The organism is Microbispora hainanensis (genome assembly GCF_036186745.1).
In the GTDB taxonomy this organism is placed as follows: domain Bacteria; phylum Actinomycetota; class Actinomycetes; order Streptosporangiales; family Streptosporangiaceae; genus Microbispora.
Genome location: NZ_CP108086.1, coordinates 1,649,778 through 1,664,413, shown reverse-complemented (window position 1 = coordinate 1,664,413; position 14,636 = coordinate 1,649,778). Strand labels below are relative to the sequence as shown.

At 69.2% G+C, this 14,636-nt stretch carries 16 protein-coding genes; 9 read left to right on the top strand and 7 right to left on the bottom strand.

What is annotated here, in order from left to right:
- The first annotated feature begins 189 nt into the window (after positions 1-189).
- From OHB01_RS07555 to amaP, 6 genes are read left to right on the top strand one after another with little or no spacing between them, the layout of a single operon-like run.
- Positions 190-666: an Asp23/Gls24 family envelope stress response protein gene (locus OHB01_RS07555; protein WP_142649367.1), complete on the top strand. Its 477-nt coding sequence runs from the start codon at positions 190-192 to the stop codon at positions 664-666.
- On the top strand, positions 663-1,106 hold the full coding sequence (locus OHB01_RS07550; RefSeq protein ID WP_312845760.1) for a hypothetical protein: 444 nt from the start codon (positions 663-665) through the stop codon (positions 1,104-1,106). The genes OHB01_RS07555 and OHB01_RS07550 overlap by 4 nt, the downstream gene beginning before the upstream one ends.
- 2 nt (positions 1,107-1,108) lie before the next feature.
- Entirely contained in the window at positions 1,109-1,294 is a 186-nt protein-coding gene (locus OHB01_RS07545; protein WP_142649366.1) for a hypothetical protein, read from the top strand.
- The gene (locus OHB01_RS07540; protein ID WP_142649365.1) at positions 1,291-1,605 is read left to right on the top strand and encodes an Asp23/Gls24 family envelope stress response protein; all 315 of its coding nucleotides are present in this window, start codon (positions 1,291-1,293) and stop codon (positions 1,603-1,605) included. Before OHB01_RS07545 ends, OHB01_RS07540 begins: the two co-directional genes overlap by 4 nt.
- Before the next feature lie 22 nt (positions 1,606-1,627).
- Positions 1,628-2,236, top strand: coding sequence for a DUF6286 domain-containing protein (locus OHB01_RS07535; protein ID WP_142649364.1), 609 nt, complete (start codon positions 1,628-1,630; stop codon positions 2,234-2,236).
- A 28-nt stretch (positions 2,237-2,264) separates the two neighbouring features.
- A complete protein-coding gene (gene amaP, locus OHB01_RS07530) occupies positions 2,265-2,840 on the top strand; it encodes an alkaline shock response membrane anchor protein AmaP (protein WP_147943070.1) in 576 nt (191 codons plus the stop codon).
- Between the two features lie 119 nt (positions 2,841-2,959).
- Here amaP and OHB01_RS07525 read toward each other — a convergent pair whose 3' ends face one another.
- The 3 genes from OHB01_RS07525 to OHB01_RS07515 are packed head-to-tail and all read right to left on the bottom strand — an operon-like array spanning position 2,960 to position 4,301.
- Positions 2,960-3,457: a GNAT family N-acetyltransferase gene (locus tag OHB01_RS07525; protein WP_147943071.1), complete on the bottom strand. Its 498-nt coding sequence runs from the start codon at positions 3,455-3,457 to the stop codon at positions 2,960-2,962.
- Between the two features lie 11 nt (positions 3,458-3,468).
- Entirely contained in the window at positions 3,469-3,888 is a 420-nt protein-coding gene (locus OHB01_RS07520; protein WP_328855139.1) for a DUF1778 domain-containing protein, read from the bottom strand.
- A 53-nt stretch (positions 3,889-3,941) separates the two neighbouring features.
- Positions 3,942-4,301 carry a DUF488 domain-containing protein gene (locus OHB01_RS07515; protein WP_260617372.1) on the bottom strand — a complete coding sequence of 120 codons (360 nt, stop codon included), beginning with the start codon at positions 4,299-4,301 and terminating at the stop codon, positions 3,942-3,944.
- A gap of 202 nt (positions 4,302-4,503) precedes the next feature.
- Between OHB01_RS07515 and OHB01_RS07510 the strand changes: the two genes are divergently transcribed.
- A complete protein-coding gene (locus OHB01_RS07510) occupies positions 4,504-5,628 on the top strand; it encodes a GH12 family glycosyl hydrolase domain-containing protein (RefSeq protein WP_205830589.1) in 1,125 nt (374 codons plus the stop codon).
- A gap of 72 nt (positions 5,629-5,700) precedes the next feature.
- Here the strand turns inward: OHB01_RS07510 and OHB01_RS07505 are convergent, their stop codons facing one another.
- Positions 5,701-9,960, bottom strand: coding sequence for a discoidin domain-containing protein (locus OHB01_RS07505; RefSeq protein WP_328855832.1), 4,260 nt, complete (start codon positions 9,958-9,960; stop codon positions 5,701-5,703).
- A gap of 480 nt (positions 9,961-10,440) precedes the next feature.
- On the opposite strand from OHB01_RS07505, the gene OHB01_RS07500 reads away from it, so the two are divergent.
- Positions 10,441-11,403 carry an AMIN-like domain-containing (lipo)protein gene (locus tag OHB01_RS07500; RefSeq protein ID WP_142649358.1) on the top strand — a complete coding sequence of 321 codons (963 nt, stop codon included), beginning with the start codon at positions 10,441-10,443 and terminating at the stop codon, positions 11,401-11,403.
- A gap of 57 nt (positions 11,404-11,460) precedes the next feature.
- On the opposite strand, the gene OHB01_RS07495 is transcribed toward OHB01_RS07500, so the two are convergent.
- Both OHB01_RS07495 and OHB01_RS07490 read right to left on the bottom strand, forming a co-directional pair.
- Positions 11,461-12,300, bottom strand: coding sequence for a YwqG family protein (locus OHB01_RS07495; protein ID WP_168066178.1), 840 nt, complete (start codon positions 12,298-12,300; stop codon positions 11,461-11,463).
- A 126-nt stretch (positions 12,301-12,426) separates the two neighbouring features.
- Positions 12,427-13,383: an XRE family transcriptional regulator gene (locus tag OHB01_RS07490; protein ID WP_147943075.1), complete on the bottom strand. Its 957-nt coding sequence runs from the start codon at positions 13,381-13,383 to the stop codon at positions 12,427-12,429.
- Positions 13,384-13,744: 361 nt separating this feature from the next.
- Here OHB01_RS07490 and OHB01_RS07485 point away from each other — a divergent pair, with 361 nt between their 5' ends.
- Complete coding sequence (locus tag OHB01_RS07485) at positions 13,745-14,227, top strand: hypothetical protein (RefSeq protein WP_142649355.1); 483 nt, start codon at positions 13,745-13,747, stop codon at positions 14,225-14,227.
- Between the two features lie 6 nt (positions 14,228-14,233).
- On the opposite strand, the gene OHB01_RS07480 is transcribed toward OHB01_RS07485, so the two are convergent.
- Entirely contained in the window at positions 14,234-14,515 is a 282-nt protein-coding gene (locus tag OHB01_RS07480) for a hypothetical protein (protein WP_142649354.1), read from the bottom strand.
- Between the last annotated feature and the right edge of the window lie 121 nt (positions 14,516-14,636).

Genomic DNA, 14,636 nt, shown 5'->3' with positions numbered 1-14,636 from the left:
GCGGACTTGATCTCTGGCTTAGTGCTGTCCGTTACGGTCGTCGCCGGATTCGCCGGTCTTGGTGTGTTAGAGGGATTCCGGTGACCCAAACTCGCCCCACCTCGGACGATTACTGTGCGCAAACCGGGTATTACGGGCGTGTATCGGCGGTAAGCGGTATCTACTGCGCGCGTGAAGCGGGTGAGTCACATGACCGAGACCAGAACGTCGACCGCGACCGTCGAGCCGGCACCCGGGCGGTCCCTCGGGACCATGGGCGGCTCCAGTCTGGTGACGGAGCGGGGCCGCACCACGATCTCCGACGAGGTGGTCGCCAAGATCGCCGGCCTCGCGGCCCGTGAGATCGACGGCGTCCACGACTTCGGCACCGGCACGGCCCGCGCGTTCGGCGCGATCAGGGGCGCGCTCGGCGGCGAGGATGGTGTCACCCGAGGAATGTCGGTGGAGGTCGGCGAGCGGCAGGCCGCCGTGGACATCCACCTCATCGTCGAGTACGGCGTCGCGATCCCCGACCTCGCACAGGCGGTGCGGAGCCACGTGATCCGCGCCGTGGAACGCATGTGCGGGCTGGAGGTCACCGAGGTCAACATCGCGGTCGACGACGTCCACCTGCCGCGGCAGCAGGAGCCGCAGACGCCCGGCGACGGGGAGCCACGGGTCCAATGAACGCCGTGCCGGAGAACGCGGGAGCGGAGCCCGGGCGGGTCACGACGCCCGAGCGGGCCGGGCCCGGCGCTCCGCAGGGCCCGCCCCGGCAGCGGGACGCAGGAGCGGAAACGCCGGAACGCCCGGCCCCGGAACGAGAGGCCCCGGAACGAGAGGTCTCAGCGCGCCGGATCGCGGACCGCGTGCTGTCGTGTCCCGACGTGGCCGGCCTGTCCCGGGGGCCGTTCGGCGTGGTCGCGACGTACCTGCCGGGAGGTCTCGTCCCGGGCGTCGCCGTACGCGACGACGCGATCGAGGTCGACATCGTCGCCCGGTACGGCAGGCCGCTGCCGGAGGTCGCCGACCTGGTGCGTGACGCCATCGGCGACCTGGCGGGCGGCCGGAGGGTGGACGTGACGATCGCCGACGTGGTCACAGACGACGGCGGAAAGAAGGGATGATCATGCAAGGCTATCCGGTCTGGGGCCTCGTGGGGCTGCTGTTCGGCACGGTGCTCGGGGTGGTCGGGGCCTTCGGCGGCCTCGCCGCGTTCATCATCGTGCTGGTCCTCGGCGTCGTCGGGTTCGTCGTCGGCCTGGTGCTCGAAGGCGGCGTACACCTGCCGCAGATGCACCCGAGACGGCAATGAGCGTGCCCACGGAGCACGGGACGACGACGATCTCCGACCGTGCCTTCACGCGGATCGCCGAGAAACTGGCGAGCGAGGACGAGCACGTCGCCGGCCCGCCCCACGTGACGGCGTCGGTGTGCGGGGCGGTCGCGGCGGTGCACTGCGACCTGGCCCTGCGATATCCGGCGCCGGTGCCGCGGCTGGCCGCGAAGATCCGCGAGCACGTACGGCGGCGGCTGCGCGAGCTGACCGGCGTCGCCGTGGAGAACGTGGACATCGAGGTCGTGGAGCTCGTGCCCGAGCAGAGGCGGGGACACAGGCTCGCGTGAAGGGCCGAGCGGGAGGATGGCGATGACCGAAGGCCGACAGGCGCCTGAGAAGGTGCCGCGCTTCGTCCCGATGCGGGGGTTCGGGGCCGGGGGAGCCGGCGGGGCCTTCCGGCCCAGTCGCGGGCTGCCTGCCGCGGTCGCCGCGCTGGCGCTGCTGGCGATCGGGGGTCTCACCACAGTCCATGTGGTCTCCGCGCTGCTGGGGCGGCCCGTCAGGCTCGTGCCGTACGAACAGTGGGCCCGCTGGGCGAGCACGACGGCCTGGAACGACGGCCGCACCCTCGCGGTGGCATCCGCGCTCGCCCTGATCGGCCTGGTGCTGATCCTGATCGCGGTGGTCCCCGGCCGGGGGCGGATGATCGCGCTGCGCACCGGAGACCCCGACCTGGTGGTCGGCCTGCCGCGCCGCGCGCTGGCGCGGGCGCTCGGTGCCAGGGCCGGAAAGGTGGACGGCGTGCGCGCGGCCGGCACCAGGATGCGCGGCTGGCACGCGGACGTGTCGGTCAGGACCGACCTGCGCGACACGAAGGCGCTCGCGGAGCGCGTGCGCGCGGCCGTCGAGGACGAGCTCGCCCGGCTCGCCCCAGCCCATCACATATCCCTGAACGTGCGCGTCCGCGGCCCGTCGTAGGCGAAGTCGTAGGCGAAGGAGACAGGACGTGAAGACGAGATCGGGCAAGGGCAACCGGACCGGCCTGGCGGTGTTCGGCCTGGTCCTGCTGGCGGTGGGCGGCCTCGCGATCGCGCGGGCGCTGGGCGCTTTCGGCGACGCCGCGGCGCGGGAGCCGGTGGTGGACGCCGGGGCCAGGAGCTTCGCGGCGACCACGCCGTGGTTCTGGCCCGTCGTGGCCGCCGTCGCATTCGTGATCGGGCTCATCGGGCTGGCCTGGCTGCTGGCGCTGCTGCGGGTCGACCGGCCGCGGCGGCTGCGCCTGGAGTCGGGCACGACCGGCGTCACCGAGGTCGACGCGCATCCCGCGAGCGAGGCCCTGGCCGAGCAGGTCAGCACTTATCCGGAGGTCCGCCGGGCGCACGCCGTGCTGCGCGGCCCGTCCGACGACCCGCACCTCGACATCGGCGTCTCCGCCGAGGAACCGGCCGACCTCGGGGCACTGGTCACCCGGTTGCACGACGAGGCCGTCCCCGACCTGCGCACCACGCTCGGCCTGCGCCGTCTCCCGGCCATGGTCCGGCTCAACCTGACCGGCGGCCGCCGGACCCGCGCGGTCCACTGAAGCGCGGTCCACTGATCGAGACCGAGCCCTGTTCGTACGCCCGCCGGAGCCGGAGCCGGATGGCTCTGCTGCGCGTGGCCCAGACGGCGCCTCGCTGCGTCAGCCGCTCCCAGGCCGATCTACAGATCGGTCAGGTCGCGCTCGATGTCGCTCAGCTTTCGGAATAACTTCGTCTCGCCCGGAAACCGTCTGAATCCGTACTTCTCGTAGAAGTGCGCAGCCTCGTCGTCGACAGCGTCGACGACGACCAGACGGAACGCCACCTCCTTGGAGGCCCGGACCATCCGGTCAAGGGCGTCGACAAGCAGCCTGCTGCCGAGTCCCTGCCCTTGCAGTCGCCGGTCGAGCGCCAGTCGTGCCAGGATCACCGCAGGCACCTGCTCGGGGCTGTCGCGCCCGATTTTGGGTGGCACCTGCGCCCTTTCGATCGCGTGCCCGGCGATGGAGTAATAGGCCAGAACGTTCGTGTCGTGTTCGCGAGTCCAGGCGAACGTTCGAGCGGTCTTCATCGCCTGCGCGTGCGAGGCGAACTGCTTCAGCCAGGCGCTGAGCTCATCCTTTCCGCAATCGAAGTCTTCCAGGCTGTGTTCCTGGCCGAGAGGCTGCGTGATGTACACGACTTACTTACCTACCGATCCATGATGTCGCGGTTCTTCCGTGCCGCCTCGGTCAACGCACGATTCCGCGCCGGTGGAGCATCGAGCGACGCGAGGATCTCGTCGTAGAAATCCGGTGGAACCACGGTGAGTCGCTCCCGGCGTAGGACCTCCTCCGCCGCGGATCGAGCGGCTTGAAGAACGAAAGCGGTGGTCGTCTCCCGCGAGATGAACGCGGCCTGCTCGATGAGGTCTTTGTCATCTGGGGTGATACGTACTTCCAACCGACTCTTCGCCGGAATCACCCGCTTGCGTCTGGCGCTGGCAATCTTCTGTGCTTTCTTCTCGCTGGTGGGTGAAACTTCGCCTGCGGTGCTGCTGCGTGGTGGCTTCTCATTGTGGTGGCTCTCCCTGTTGCGCAGACTTCGACGCGTGGCGTCGACGCCGACCATGTCCGGTCTCCCGTAGTGCGGCCTTCCCCTGCCGACTACGAGCCGTTCCCGATTCAGCGGCGGGGCTCGGACAGGACCTCGGCGAGGACGGCGGCCTGGCTGTGCTCGACGTCCCTGGTCGCGGTGAGCAGGGTCAGCGGGCCGTTCTCCATGAGCCGGCGCAGCCGGTCGAGGGCGGCCTGGCGCTCGGGAGCGTCCAGCTCGGCGAGGTAGCGGCTGCGGAACTCGCCGAACCTCTCGGGGACGTGGCCGTACCAGGTGCGCAGGGTGCCGGACGGCGCCACGTCCTTGATCCATTCGTCCAGATGAGCGGCCTCCTTGGTGAGGCCGCGCGGCCACACCCGGTCGACCAGCACCCGGGTGCCGTCCCCGGGCGCGGGATCCTCGTACACGCGGCGGACCGTGACGGACACCGCTCCCACCTCCTCCTGCGACTCCTGCCGCCATACTCCCCGGAGAGGGGCGGCGCACGCCGGTGTTCCGCGGGCCGGACAGTTCATGTGACTGAAAGTTTCACTTTCCGTAAGGGCGTTGTCGCTGGTCGGGATTTCGTCCAGATTGTCGACCAAATCGGCCCATGTCGCCCGCCTCGGCCCGGTGCCTATGGTCCGGGGCATGAAGATGCGAATGATCACGGCGGGCCTCGCCTTGCTCGGCTCCGTCGCCGCGTCGCTCGTCGTCGGTCAGGCGGCGCACGCGGACACCACGATCTGCGAGAAGTATGGTGCGACCACCATCCAGGGCGGCAAGTACGTCGTCATCAACAACGTCTGGGGCAGCGACGCCCAGCAGTGCATCAACGTGACGAACAACGGCTTCACGGTGACGCAGGCGGGGCACAACAAGGCGCAGAACGGCGCGCCGGCGGCCTACCCCGCGGTGTACGCGGGCTGCCACTACGCCAACTGCTCCAGCGGCAGCGGCCTGCCCCTGTCGGTGAGCAACAGCCAGTTCAACTCGGTGCAGACCAGCGTCAGCATGAGCTACCCGGGCTCCGGGGTCTACGACGCCGCGTACGACATCTGGTTCGACCCGACGCCGCGTACGGACGGTCAGAACACCGGCGCCGAGCTGATGGTCTGGCTGAACCACACCGGCTCGGTCCAGCCCGTCGGCTCCAGGGTCGGGACGGTCAACATCGCGGGCGGCACCTGGGACGTCTGGTTCGGCAACACCGGCTGGAACGTCGTCTCCTACGTCCGCACCTCCCCGACCAACTCCATCAGCTTCGCCGTGCGGGACTTCTACAACGACATGGTGAACAGGGGATACGCCCAGCGGTCGTGGTATCTGACCAGCGTCCAGGCCGGATTCGAGCCCTGGGTGGGCGGCGCCGGCCTCGCGGTGAACAACTTCTCCTACAGCATCGGCGGCGTGGTCCAGAGCCCCTCGCCCAGCCCGACGCAGGGCGGCAACAACGGCGGCGGCGGTGCCTGCCGGGTCAGCTACAGCAAGAACGAGTGGCAGGGCGGCTTCACCGCCGAAGTGACCGTCACCAACACCTCCTCCAGCGCGGTGAACGGCTGGAACCTCGGCTTCTCCTTCCCGAACAACCAGCAGATCACCGGCTACTGGAACGCCGACATCTCCCAGAGCGGGTCGTCGGTGACCGCGAGGAACCTGTCGTACAACGGGTCGATCCCGCCGGGCGGGACCACCTCGTTCGGCTTCCAGGGCACCTGGAACGGCTCGAACGGCAACCCGACGAACTTCACGTTGAACGGCACCCGCTGCTCGTGACGCGTCGTCGAAAAGCACGTCCCTGAAAAGCAGGCGCCGCCGGAGAGAAGCCTCTCCGGCGGCGCCGTCACGTCAGGGGTTGACGTTGATCGTGAAGGTGGAGGTCGTGTTCTTGATGTCCTGGTAGTTGTCGCTGAGCCTGAGGTTGTCGAAGGTCACCGACCCGACCGCCGGGCCCTGGTCGGGCTCGGGCAGCTCGTTCGCCCACAGGCCGAAGCCCGACTTGGCGTCGAACTCGTCACCGCTCCTGTGCGCTCCGGAGATCGAGATGTTGGTGAAGACGGTGTCCTTGATCGGGTTGACCGGCCGGCCGCCGACGTACTGGGTCTGGAACATGATCCCCGAGTAGGTCGGGTCCACGATGTCCACGTTGCTGACCCGGATGCCCTGGAACACCTTCGAGGCGGAGAACAGCCAGATCGCCGGGAAGGTCTGCTGGCCCCAGAAGTGGCCGCCCGCACGGACGATCGAGATGTTGTCGAACACCGTGGGCGGGCTCGCGCCGAAGCCGTTCATCGGATAGCCGAAGTCGAGCGAGCTGATCGTGATGCCGGAGTAGGTCAGCGTGTCCGCGATGTAGATGTTCCTGAACGTGTTCGCGTACCCGCCGTACACCGCGACGGCGGCCGCACGCCACGGCAGGATCGCGGTCAGGTTCTCGTAGACGTTGTTCTTCTCGTCGGCGCCTCCCGCGTCGATGGCCGAGAACAGCGCGAAGCTGTCGTCGCCGGTCGACCTCGCCTCGTTGTTCGAGACCAGGTTGTCGGTGCTGCCGTTGGTCATGTTGACGCCGTCGGCGAACGTGTCCCGGATCCGCGAGTTCCTGATCGTGATGTTGTCGGTGTTCGCGCCCCAGTACATGCAGACCTGGTGCTCGACCCAGATGTTGTCGATCGTCATGTTGGCGACGTTCGACCAGTCGAACACCTTGCCCGGCCCGTCGATGCGGCTGGTGTAGTTGCCGAAGTAGGCGAACCCGGAGAACGTCGAGCCGTTGGCCGACGCCTCCGCCCGGAAGCCGACGTCGGTGTTCTCCTGCGTGGACGGCGCGTAGAACCGGGTGAACCACGGCCCGGCGCCGACCACCTTGATCGGCTTGCCGTACACCTGGAACTTGCCCGACGTCTGGTAGTCACCGGCCGGCAGGTAGACGCCCACGAGCGTGCCCGTGGTGTCCATCCGCACCCTGTCGAGCGCGTTCTGCACGTCCTGGTGGGTGAACCCGGCCGGCACGGCGTACGTCGCGGGATCGGGGTTGGGGATCGCCGAGACCTGCTCCAGGTTCACGAAGTCGATCGCGTACGAGGAGGTGTTGGCGGCGTCCTTCTGCAGCCGGATCTTGCTGCCCTTCGGGACCGTCGTCCCGAGCAGGATGTTGGCCTCGTCGTAGATGTGCCGGGGGCCGCCCGCGCCCGGCGAGTTGCCCGGGCTCGCCTCGGGACCGTACAGCCAGGCGTACTTCGAGGTCAGGTTGATCGCCTTGAGGAAGCTGCCGTTGACGTAGACGTTCAGCGTGGCGTCGGTGCCGCCGCCGCCCGCCGCGTCGGGGATCGAGAAGCGGGTGACCAGGGTGTTCGTGTCGGCCCTCGTCGTCCACTCCACGTAGCTGCCGGTGGTGGTGAGCCGCACGGCCTTGCGCCCGGACGCCTCGCCGGCCAGGTCGCCGATGGTCCGGTTCGGGCCGACGACCGTCGCCCCGCCGCCGGTCACGCCGTCCTCGGCCTCGTACATGTCGTACGGCATGTTCGCGCCGCGGCCGACGAAGAACGGCAGGCTGGAGGTGTTGTTGGCCTGCTTGACCGGCAGCTCGTTGGCGTCGGCGGCGAGCACGGTCTTCACCGTGTACTTGCCGTTGGCGGCGGTCCACGTGCCCAGAGTCACCGGGCTCGTCGTGGCACCGGCCGCGATCGCGCCGCTGTAGGAGCCGGTCAGCGTCTTGACCACGGTGCCCGAGTCGTTGGCGATCGTGAGCGTGATGCCGTGGGCGCCGCCCGCCGAGGCGACCGTGCCCTGGTTCTTGATCGCCACGGTGAACGTCACCGTGCTGCCGCCCGCCGGATTGCCCGGCGTCCAGCTCACCGGCGAGGCCACCAGGTCGGAGCTGTCCACCGGCTTCACGACCAGCGGGGCGGAGGCGGAGAAGGAGTTGTTGGTCTCGTTCTGCTCGATCACCGCGTTCGACTCGTCGACCTTGGCGCTCAGCGGGTAGCTGCCCGCGTCACGCTGGCCGATGTTCGCCGTCACGGTGGCCGAGGCGCCGGCCGCGAGCGCGCCGACCGAGGCGGTGCCCACCTTGGCGCCGCCCAGGTAGAAGTTCACGTTCGTGGCGCCGGAGCCGAGGGTGCCCGCGTTGCGCACCGTCGCCGACAGCGTGACGGCGTCGGTCTCGACCGGGGACGCGGGGGAGGCGGACAGGGAGGTGATGGTCAGGTCGGGGTTGGGCGCCGGGGTGCCGATCACCTGGAACTCGGCCATCTGCCCGGCCGGGGCCCCGGAGTTGGCGGTGAACCTGAGCTGCACGTCGGCGACCGTGCCGGAGACCGGGATCGTGACCGTGTTGCCCGTGGCCGGGTTGAAGGTGTAGGTCGCGGCGCCGGTCAGGTTGGTGAATCCCGACGCGCTCTGCTCGCGGCCCAGCACCTGGATGGTCTGCGTACGGGTGGACCAGGCGGCGTCGGGGTTGAGCTTCAGCACGACCGAGCTCACGACCGCGTTGGCCCCGAGCTGCACGGTCAGCGTCTGCGGGTAGGAGCCGCCCGCGCCCTCCCAGTAGGTCGTCAGGTCGTTGTCGTTCGCGTTCGCCGCGACGTACGTGAACGTGTAGGAGGAGGCGGTGATCGGCTTGCCGACGGCCATGTTGGAGCCGCCGCCGCCCGAGCCGTTGCGGGTGACGGTGTTGCTGTCGATCGACTCGTTGCCCGCGGCGTCCTTGGCCCGCACGTAGTAGGTCACCGTGGCGGTGGTGGGCTGGGTGTCGGTGTAGGTCGTGACATTTCCGGCGACGCTGCCGCGCAGCACGTTGTTCGCGTAAATGTCGTAGCCGGTGACGCCGACGTTGTCGGTGGAGGCGGTCCAGGTGAGCTTGACCTGCCCCGGGGTGGTCTCGGTGAAGGCGAGGTCGCCGGGAGCGGTGGGCGCCTGGGTGTCGCCGGTCGCGCCCGTGCGGGTGACGGTGTTGCTGTCGGCCGACTCGTTGCCCGCGGCGTCCCTGGCGCGCACGTAGTAGGACACGGTGACGTCGGCCGGCTGGGTGTCGGTGTAGGTCGTGACGTTTCCGGCGACGCTGGTGCGCAGCACGCCGTTGGCGTAAATGTCGTAGCCGGTGACGCCGACGTTGTCGGTCGAGGCCGACCAGGTGAGCCGGATCTGGCCGGTCGCCGGCTCGGTGTAGGCGAGGTTCGAGGGCGCGGTCGGGGCCTGGGTGTCACCGGTGGGCGCCGGGCCGTACACCTCGAACTCCGAGATCTGAGCGGCCGGCCAGGCGGTGTTGGCGGTGACGTTGATCCGGACGTAGCGGACGCTGGCCGTGGAGAAGGTGATGGCGACCGTGTTGCCGCTCGCGGGATCGAAGGCGCGGCCCGCGGAGGCGGAGAGGGTGGAGAAGTTCGTCCCGTCGGTGCCGCCCTGCACGGCGAGCGTCTGGGTGCGGGCCTCCCACGTGGACGGGAGCCTCAGCACCACCCGGTTGACCGCGGCCGAGGCGCCGAGGTCCACCTGCAGCCATTGAGGGAAGGCGTTGTTTGCGCTCTCCCAGTAGGTGGCCTGGTTGCCGTCGTTGGCGTTGCCCGCGCCGTACACGTCGGCGTGCGCGCTCTCCTTCATGGTCTTGCCGAGGGCGAGGTTGCCGGAGGCGGTGGCCGCGCCGTACACCTCGATCTCGGAGAGCTGCGCCGCGGGCCAGCCGGTGTTGGCGGTGACGTTGATCCGGACATACCGGGTCGAGGTCGCGGTGAAGCCGATCGTCACCGCGTTGCCGCTCGCCGGGCTGAACGCGCGGCCCGCGGAGGCGGAGAGGGTGGAGAAGTTCGTGCCGTCGGTGCTGCCCTGCACCGACAGCGTCTGGGTGCGGGCCTCCCACGACGCGGGCAGCTTGAGCACGACCTGGTCGACGCTCGTCGCGCTGCCGAGGTCGACCTGCGCCCATTGGGGGAAGGCGTTGTTGGAGCTTTCCCAGTAGGTGCCCTGGTCGCCGTCGTTGACGTTGCCCGGGACGTACGGGCTGTTGCTGCTGCTCGCGGTCACGGTGCGACCGGCGGCGAGGTTGGGGCCGCCGGCGGCGGAGGCGGGGGAGAGGGGCGCGGCCACGGCGAGCAGGCAGGCCGCTGCCACCACAGCGATCAAGCGCAATAACGGGACATGCGTTTTCGACATTTGCGTTCCTCTGTCCGGGCAGGAACCGACCGGCGGGCTGTCCGATCCGCGCGGTCGTGGGGGGATTTGGAAGTCGGGGCTCGCTATGGTCGCGGCGGCGACCGGTTGCCCACTGCCGTGGCCGACATCACCTCGTGTCCTTTCGCGCGAAAGGTGACGGTGGCGGGGCGCACGGACGCAGTGCTTCCTGCCGGAACTTGCGGAGGACCGCAAAGTCTCGATTCAGAGTTGCAAATTTCTTACATTTGGTTGCCCAGATGTTACATAGACCCCACGATGCAGTCAATGGGTCGGAAAAGCCGGACGGAAGGTGACAGGTCTGTGCCGTCCCCGAGCAGGGCCTACCTGGGGATACTTCAAGTGGACGCCGGTCCGTAGCCGGTCCTGGCGCCCTCCCGCGGGTCCCCCAACTCGCGAAAGGAACCCGGCAGAGGAGCCCTCATGTTTCTGCCCCCCAAGCGCTCGCTCGCGGTGTTGGCCGTGCCGCTGGTGAGCCTGTCGGCGGCCCCCGCCGCCGCGACAGCCGTACCGCAGACCGCTGCCGTTCAAGAGGCCGTGCACGCGGCCGTTCCCGCGGCCGTTCCCGCGGCCGCTTATGCGGCCCCGCGCCTGGCGACCCTGGTCGACGTGCGCGCCGCGCACCAGCCAGGGCTCGACCGGGTCGTCTTCGAGTTCCGCGGACCGCTCCCGGCACGGCGGAGCGCACGCTACGTGCCGCGGCTGATCGCCGACGGCTCGGGCCGTACGGTCCCGGTGGCCGGCGACGCGATCCTGGAGCTGCACTTCGGCGGCGCGACCGGCCACGACACCCATGGACACTCCACCTACGGGCCCTCGCGTGAGACCTTCGCGCTGCCCGCCGTGATCCAGGTCGTCAACGCGGGCGACTTCGAGGCGGAGCTCACGTTCGGCATCGGCCTGTCGCGGAAGTCGTCCTACCGCGTCTACACCCTCACGCGGCCGAACCGCGTGGTCGTGGACATCAAGACGCCCTACCGGACGGTGCCGGTGCGCACCTACTTCCTCGACTCCCGGGCGTACGCGGCGGGGCGGCGGCCGTACACGGCGGCGGTGTCGCGGCCGGTGGTGCCGCCGTCCACCGCGCGCGGCGCCCTCCAACGGCTGTTCGCCGGGCCGACGCAGGCGGAGTACGCCAAGGGGCTGCGGTTCGTCGCCTCGGGAGCCACCGGCGTCCGTTCGGTCGTCATCCGCGACCGGGTCGCCCACGTGCGGCTCACCGGCTCGCTCCGCGGCGGCGGGTCGACGTTCACCGTGGCCGACGAGATCACGCCCACGCTCAAGCGGCTTCCCGGCATCCGCTGGGTGAAGATCTACGACGCCGACGGCCGCACCGAACGCCCGAGGGGGCACTCCGACTCCATCCCGGAGAGCCTCGAACCATGACACCACGAGGGCCGGGCCACCCCCGGCCCTCCTCTCGTGAAGAAGCCCGACGCGGGGTCAGTGCCCTGCGACGTGGAGGTGGACCTTGGAGAAGTCGCAGGCGGCCAGATGGTCCTTGCGGATGCCCCAGATCAGCCACGCGCCGTCGCCCCACCGCATCCCGGTCCTGCTGTCCTCGGCCAGTTGCAGCAGCGTGACCCACTGGCGCGCCTCCTCCTGGAAGGCCGGATCGCCGTAGGAGCCGGTGCCGGCGGCGTGTGCCGCGACGACCTCGATCGGGCCTTGAAGCGCGTCGGAGTATCCGCCCACCTGGTGCGGCGGCCCGTCCCTTCCTCCGTCCTCGAACAGCTGGAGCTGATATTCGAAGAGCTCACAGGTGTCCTCGTCCAGCACGTGTTCCCACACCTTCTCCTCGGCCTCCTGAAGACTGCCGAAGACGTCTACGAGGACGGGGTGATCACGTGAGGGCCAGGTCGGCTCGGTGGCCCCGGTGAGCGGCAGCTCGGGGTACACCTCGACGCGGTCGTCGGGCGCGGGCCGCTCGGCGACGGTCGTTCCGTCCGGCACGTAGATCACCTGGTGCTCGTCCGCGTCGGTCGTGGCGAAGAACAGCAGCGTGCCGGCATCGGGCAGGGCGATGTCCACCTCGTAACGTGCCAGCGCCCCGCAGTCGAGCTCGGCGAGGAACGACAGCGGCCGGTCGCCGTCGGAGACGGACGGCCATGCCATGTCGTCCGGCAACCTCGGGAGCCCTCCGAGCCGCCCGACCATGGTCTCCCCGTCCTCGGCGGCGGAGAGCCGGATGGCGGGCCGTAACAGTCCGATCAGCCGCTCCGCGCTCCCTGGCGGCAACTCCTCACGCGCGAGCTCCGCGAAGTCGATCATCCAGTCCTTCACGCCGCCCATGATGCTTCCCGCGTACGACAAAACCCGCCGCCCCGAGCGACCGGTCACTGCCGCGTGCCGCGACCGGTCCTTCGGAACCGTTCTTCGGCGGCCACGTCCGCTCGGCATCGTGCGGTGTCATCGCCCTTCCGCCCTCAACGCCTCCTCGATGCGCCTCCCGCTCCGCGAGTGGATGGGGAGCAGGCCGGCGGACAGTTCACGTAGGTCCTTGACGGCGTGACGGTTGACGGCCAGGGCGTCGGGCACCGCGTCGAGCGCGACTCGCTCGGCGGCCTCCACGTCACCCGCGAGGGCATGGGCGCGGGCCAGGCAGGTCCCGAACCACGCACGGTCACGCCGGTAGGCCTCGGGCAGGGTCGCCAGCCCGCGGTCGAGGAACCGCACCGCGCGCGTGCCGTCGCCTAGAGCCAGCTCGGCCATTCCCCGTTGCATGTCGAACCAGCCGTCGTCGTAGAAGTACATCCAGGGCGGCTCGTTCTCCGGGTGTTCGCCCGCCGCCCGGATCAGTTCCTCGGCCTCTCCGAGCAGCCGCCGCGCGGGACCCGCCTCGCCCATCTCGGCATGACCTCGGGCCGCCATCTGGGCCGCCATGCCCTGCACGCCGAGGGTCGTGCGCCCGTCGTCCCAGCGCGCGGCCTCCGCCAGCCGTACGCACCGGAGTTGGTCGCCGATGCTCCACGCGAGGTGGGCGCGCATGCTGAGCGTGGTGGCGGCCAGAGCCGCGTCCCCCGCCTCCAACGCCCAGCCGTGCGAGCGGTCATACCAGGCGAGCGCGGCGGCATGGTCGCCGGAGTCCTGGCACATCCAGGCGATGAACTGGGCGTACTGCCCGAGCATCGAGACCACGCGGTCGGCGAGCGGCCCCGGAGCCCCCTGCGCGAGCACGGTGATCGCGTCGAGCTGGGCGCGTACGACCGGTAGCAGCGGGCCGCTCCCCAAGGTGTCCTCGACGCGGCGATGCTCGCTCAGGCAGCGTTCGAGCCACTCGATCGTGGGGGCGTCCACGCGCTGCGGACGTTCGATGGCCTTCGTGATGCGCTCGTACAGGTCCGGGTCGGTCCTGACCTGTGACACACCACAGAGCCGTCGTCCCTGCTCCAGGGTGCGATGGGTTAAGGATCATGCGCAGCGATGCCGGGCGCCTGTGGGCGTCCCGGGAGCGTCCCTTGCCCGCAGTTCAGCGTCTCTCGGCAGGACAGCGCTGCGCGAGGAAAACCGGCCGAATCCGCCGAAAGCGCATGAGTCGGTCGGAAACTGCTGTGACGGCAGGCACGCTACGGGCCGGCCCGATGTCCGAGGCGCACGCCTCGGTGCCGTCCCAAACCTCATGAAGTCCGGGGCGGACGGAGTAACCGGATTATTTGACGGGGTGACGGAAGGCGAGGCGTTGAGTCAATATTGATCCGTCTGTATACCGACGGGTGGAGGTAGGGGCGTGCGCGTTGCGCGGGTGGCGGTGACGTTCTTGCTGGTCGGCGGATTCGTTTCGAGCTGCGGCAACGGTCCGACACTCCAGGCCGCAACCGCCGAGCTACAGAAAGACCTGCACCGCCTAGAGGCCGACGGACTTTTGAAGAATCCTCTCAGCAAGCTCCGAATCGTGGATCGTCCGGACAGGGACCTGCCCTGCGACAAGGATAAGTTCAAGCGGGTGTTACACGCGACGGCGGATTACGAACACATCCCTGAAGACCCCGTGGACAACCACCTCGATCACGCGGAGCGGGTGATGGAGAACACGCTGTCCCAGGAGCTTCACTACAAAATCACCTACGACTTGGCCCAATTGGATTGGCAGGACGCCCGCTTGATAGAGGGCAGGAAGGATGCTTTTGGTTTGACGGTCAAGGTGATAGTGGTGCCGGAAGCGCCAACGTGGCGGCTGGTTGCGGAGACTGATTGCCTCCCCCGCTCATAGGCTCTATCACTTCCAGATACGGTTGAGCTCCTTGGCCTGCTCACTGCTTACGTTGTCCGCCGCATCCTCGGCCTTCCTGTCAAGGGCGTCGTTGCTGTCCATCCACTTTTCGTAAGGGGTCAGCTTCGCCCGCAGGACACTCTCCCAGCTGTTCCCCGTTCGGGCCCCCTCCTGCTTGGCCTCGGCCACTAATTCATCGAAGGTCTTGAGGTGTCCTGTCCTCGCGCTGATGAGCTCAGCGGGTGGTTTGCTCGCGGGGAAGCCGGCGTTATGGAGGAGGTTTGCCATGTCGTATTTCTGGCGCACAGTGAAGTCCGCTCGGGCCCCGGTGAGCGCTTGCACACGGGTTTCGAAGCTAGCCTCGATCTTTCACGTTCATCAGGTCGCTGGCTGAGCGGTTCGGCTGGAG

Bases quoted from the DNA above. Each gene is read 5' to 3' on its own strand.
- OHB01_RS07555 (WP_142649367.1), top strand. From the start codon at position 190: ATGACCGAGACCAGAACGTCGACCGCGACCGTCGAGCCGGCACCCGGG.
- OHB01_RS07550 (WP_312845760.1), top strand. From the start codon at position 663: ATGAACGCCGTGCCGGAGAACGCGGGAGCGGAGCCCGGGCGGGTCACG.
- OHB01_RS07545 (WP_142649366.1), top strand. From the start codon at position 1,109: ATGCAAGGCTATCCGGTCTGGGGCCTCGTGGGGCTGCTGTTCGGCACG.
- OHB01_RS07540 (WP_142649365.1), top strand. From the start codon at position 1,291: ATGAGCGTGCCCACGGAGCACGGGACGACGACGATCTCCGACCGTGCC.
- OHB01_RS07535 (WP_142649364.1), top strand. From the start codon at position 1,628: ATGACCGAAGGCCGACAGGCGCCTGAGAAGGTGCCGCGCTTCGTCCCG.
- OHB01_RS07520 (WP_328855139.1), bottom strand. From the start codon at position 3,888: ATGGTCGGCGTCGACGCCACGCGTCGAAGTCTGCGCAACAGGGAGAGC.
- OHB01_RS07510 (WP_205830589.1), top strand. From the start codon at position 4,504: ATGAAGATGCGAATGATCACGGCGGGCCTCGCCTTGCTCGGCTCCGTC.
- OHB01_RS07500 (WP_142649358.1), top strand. From the start codon at position 10,441: ATGTTTCTGCCCCCCAAGCGCTCGCTCGCGGTGTTGGCCGTGCCGCTG.
- OHB01_RS07480 (WP_142649354.1), bottom strand. From the start codon at position 14,515: ATGGCAAACCTCCTCCATAACGCCGGCTTCCCCGCGAGCAAACCACCC.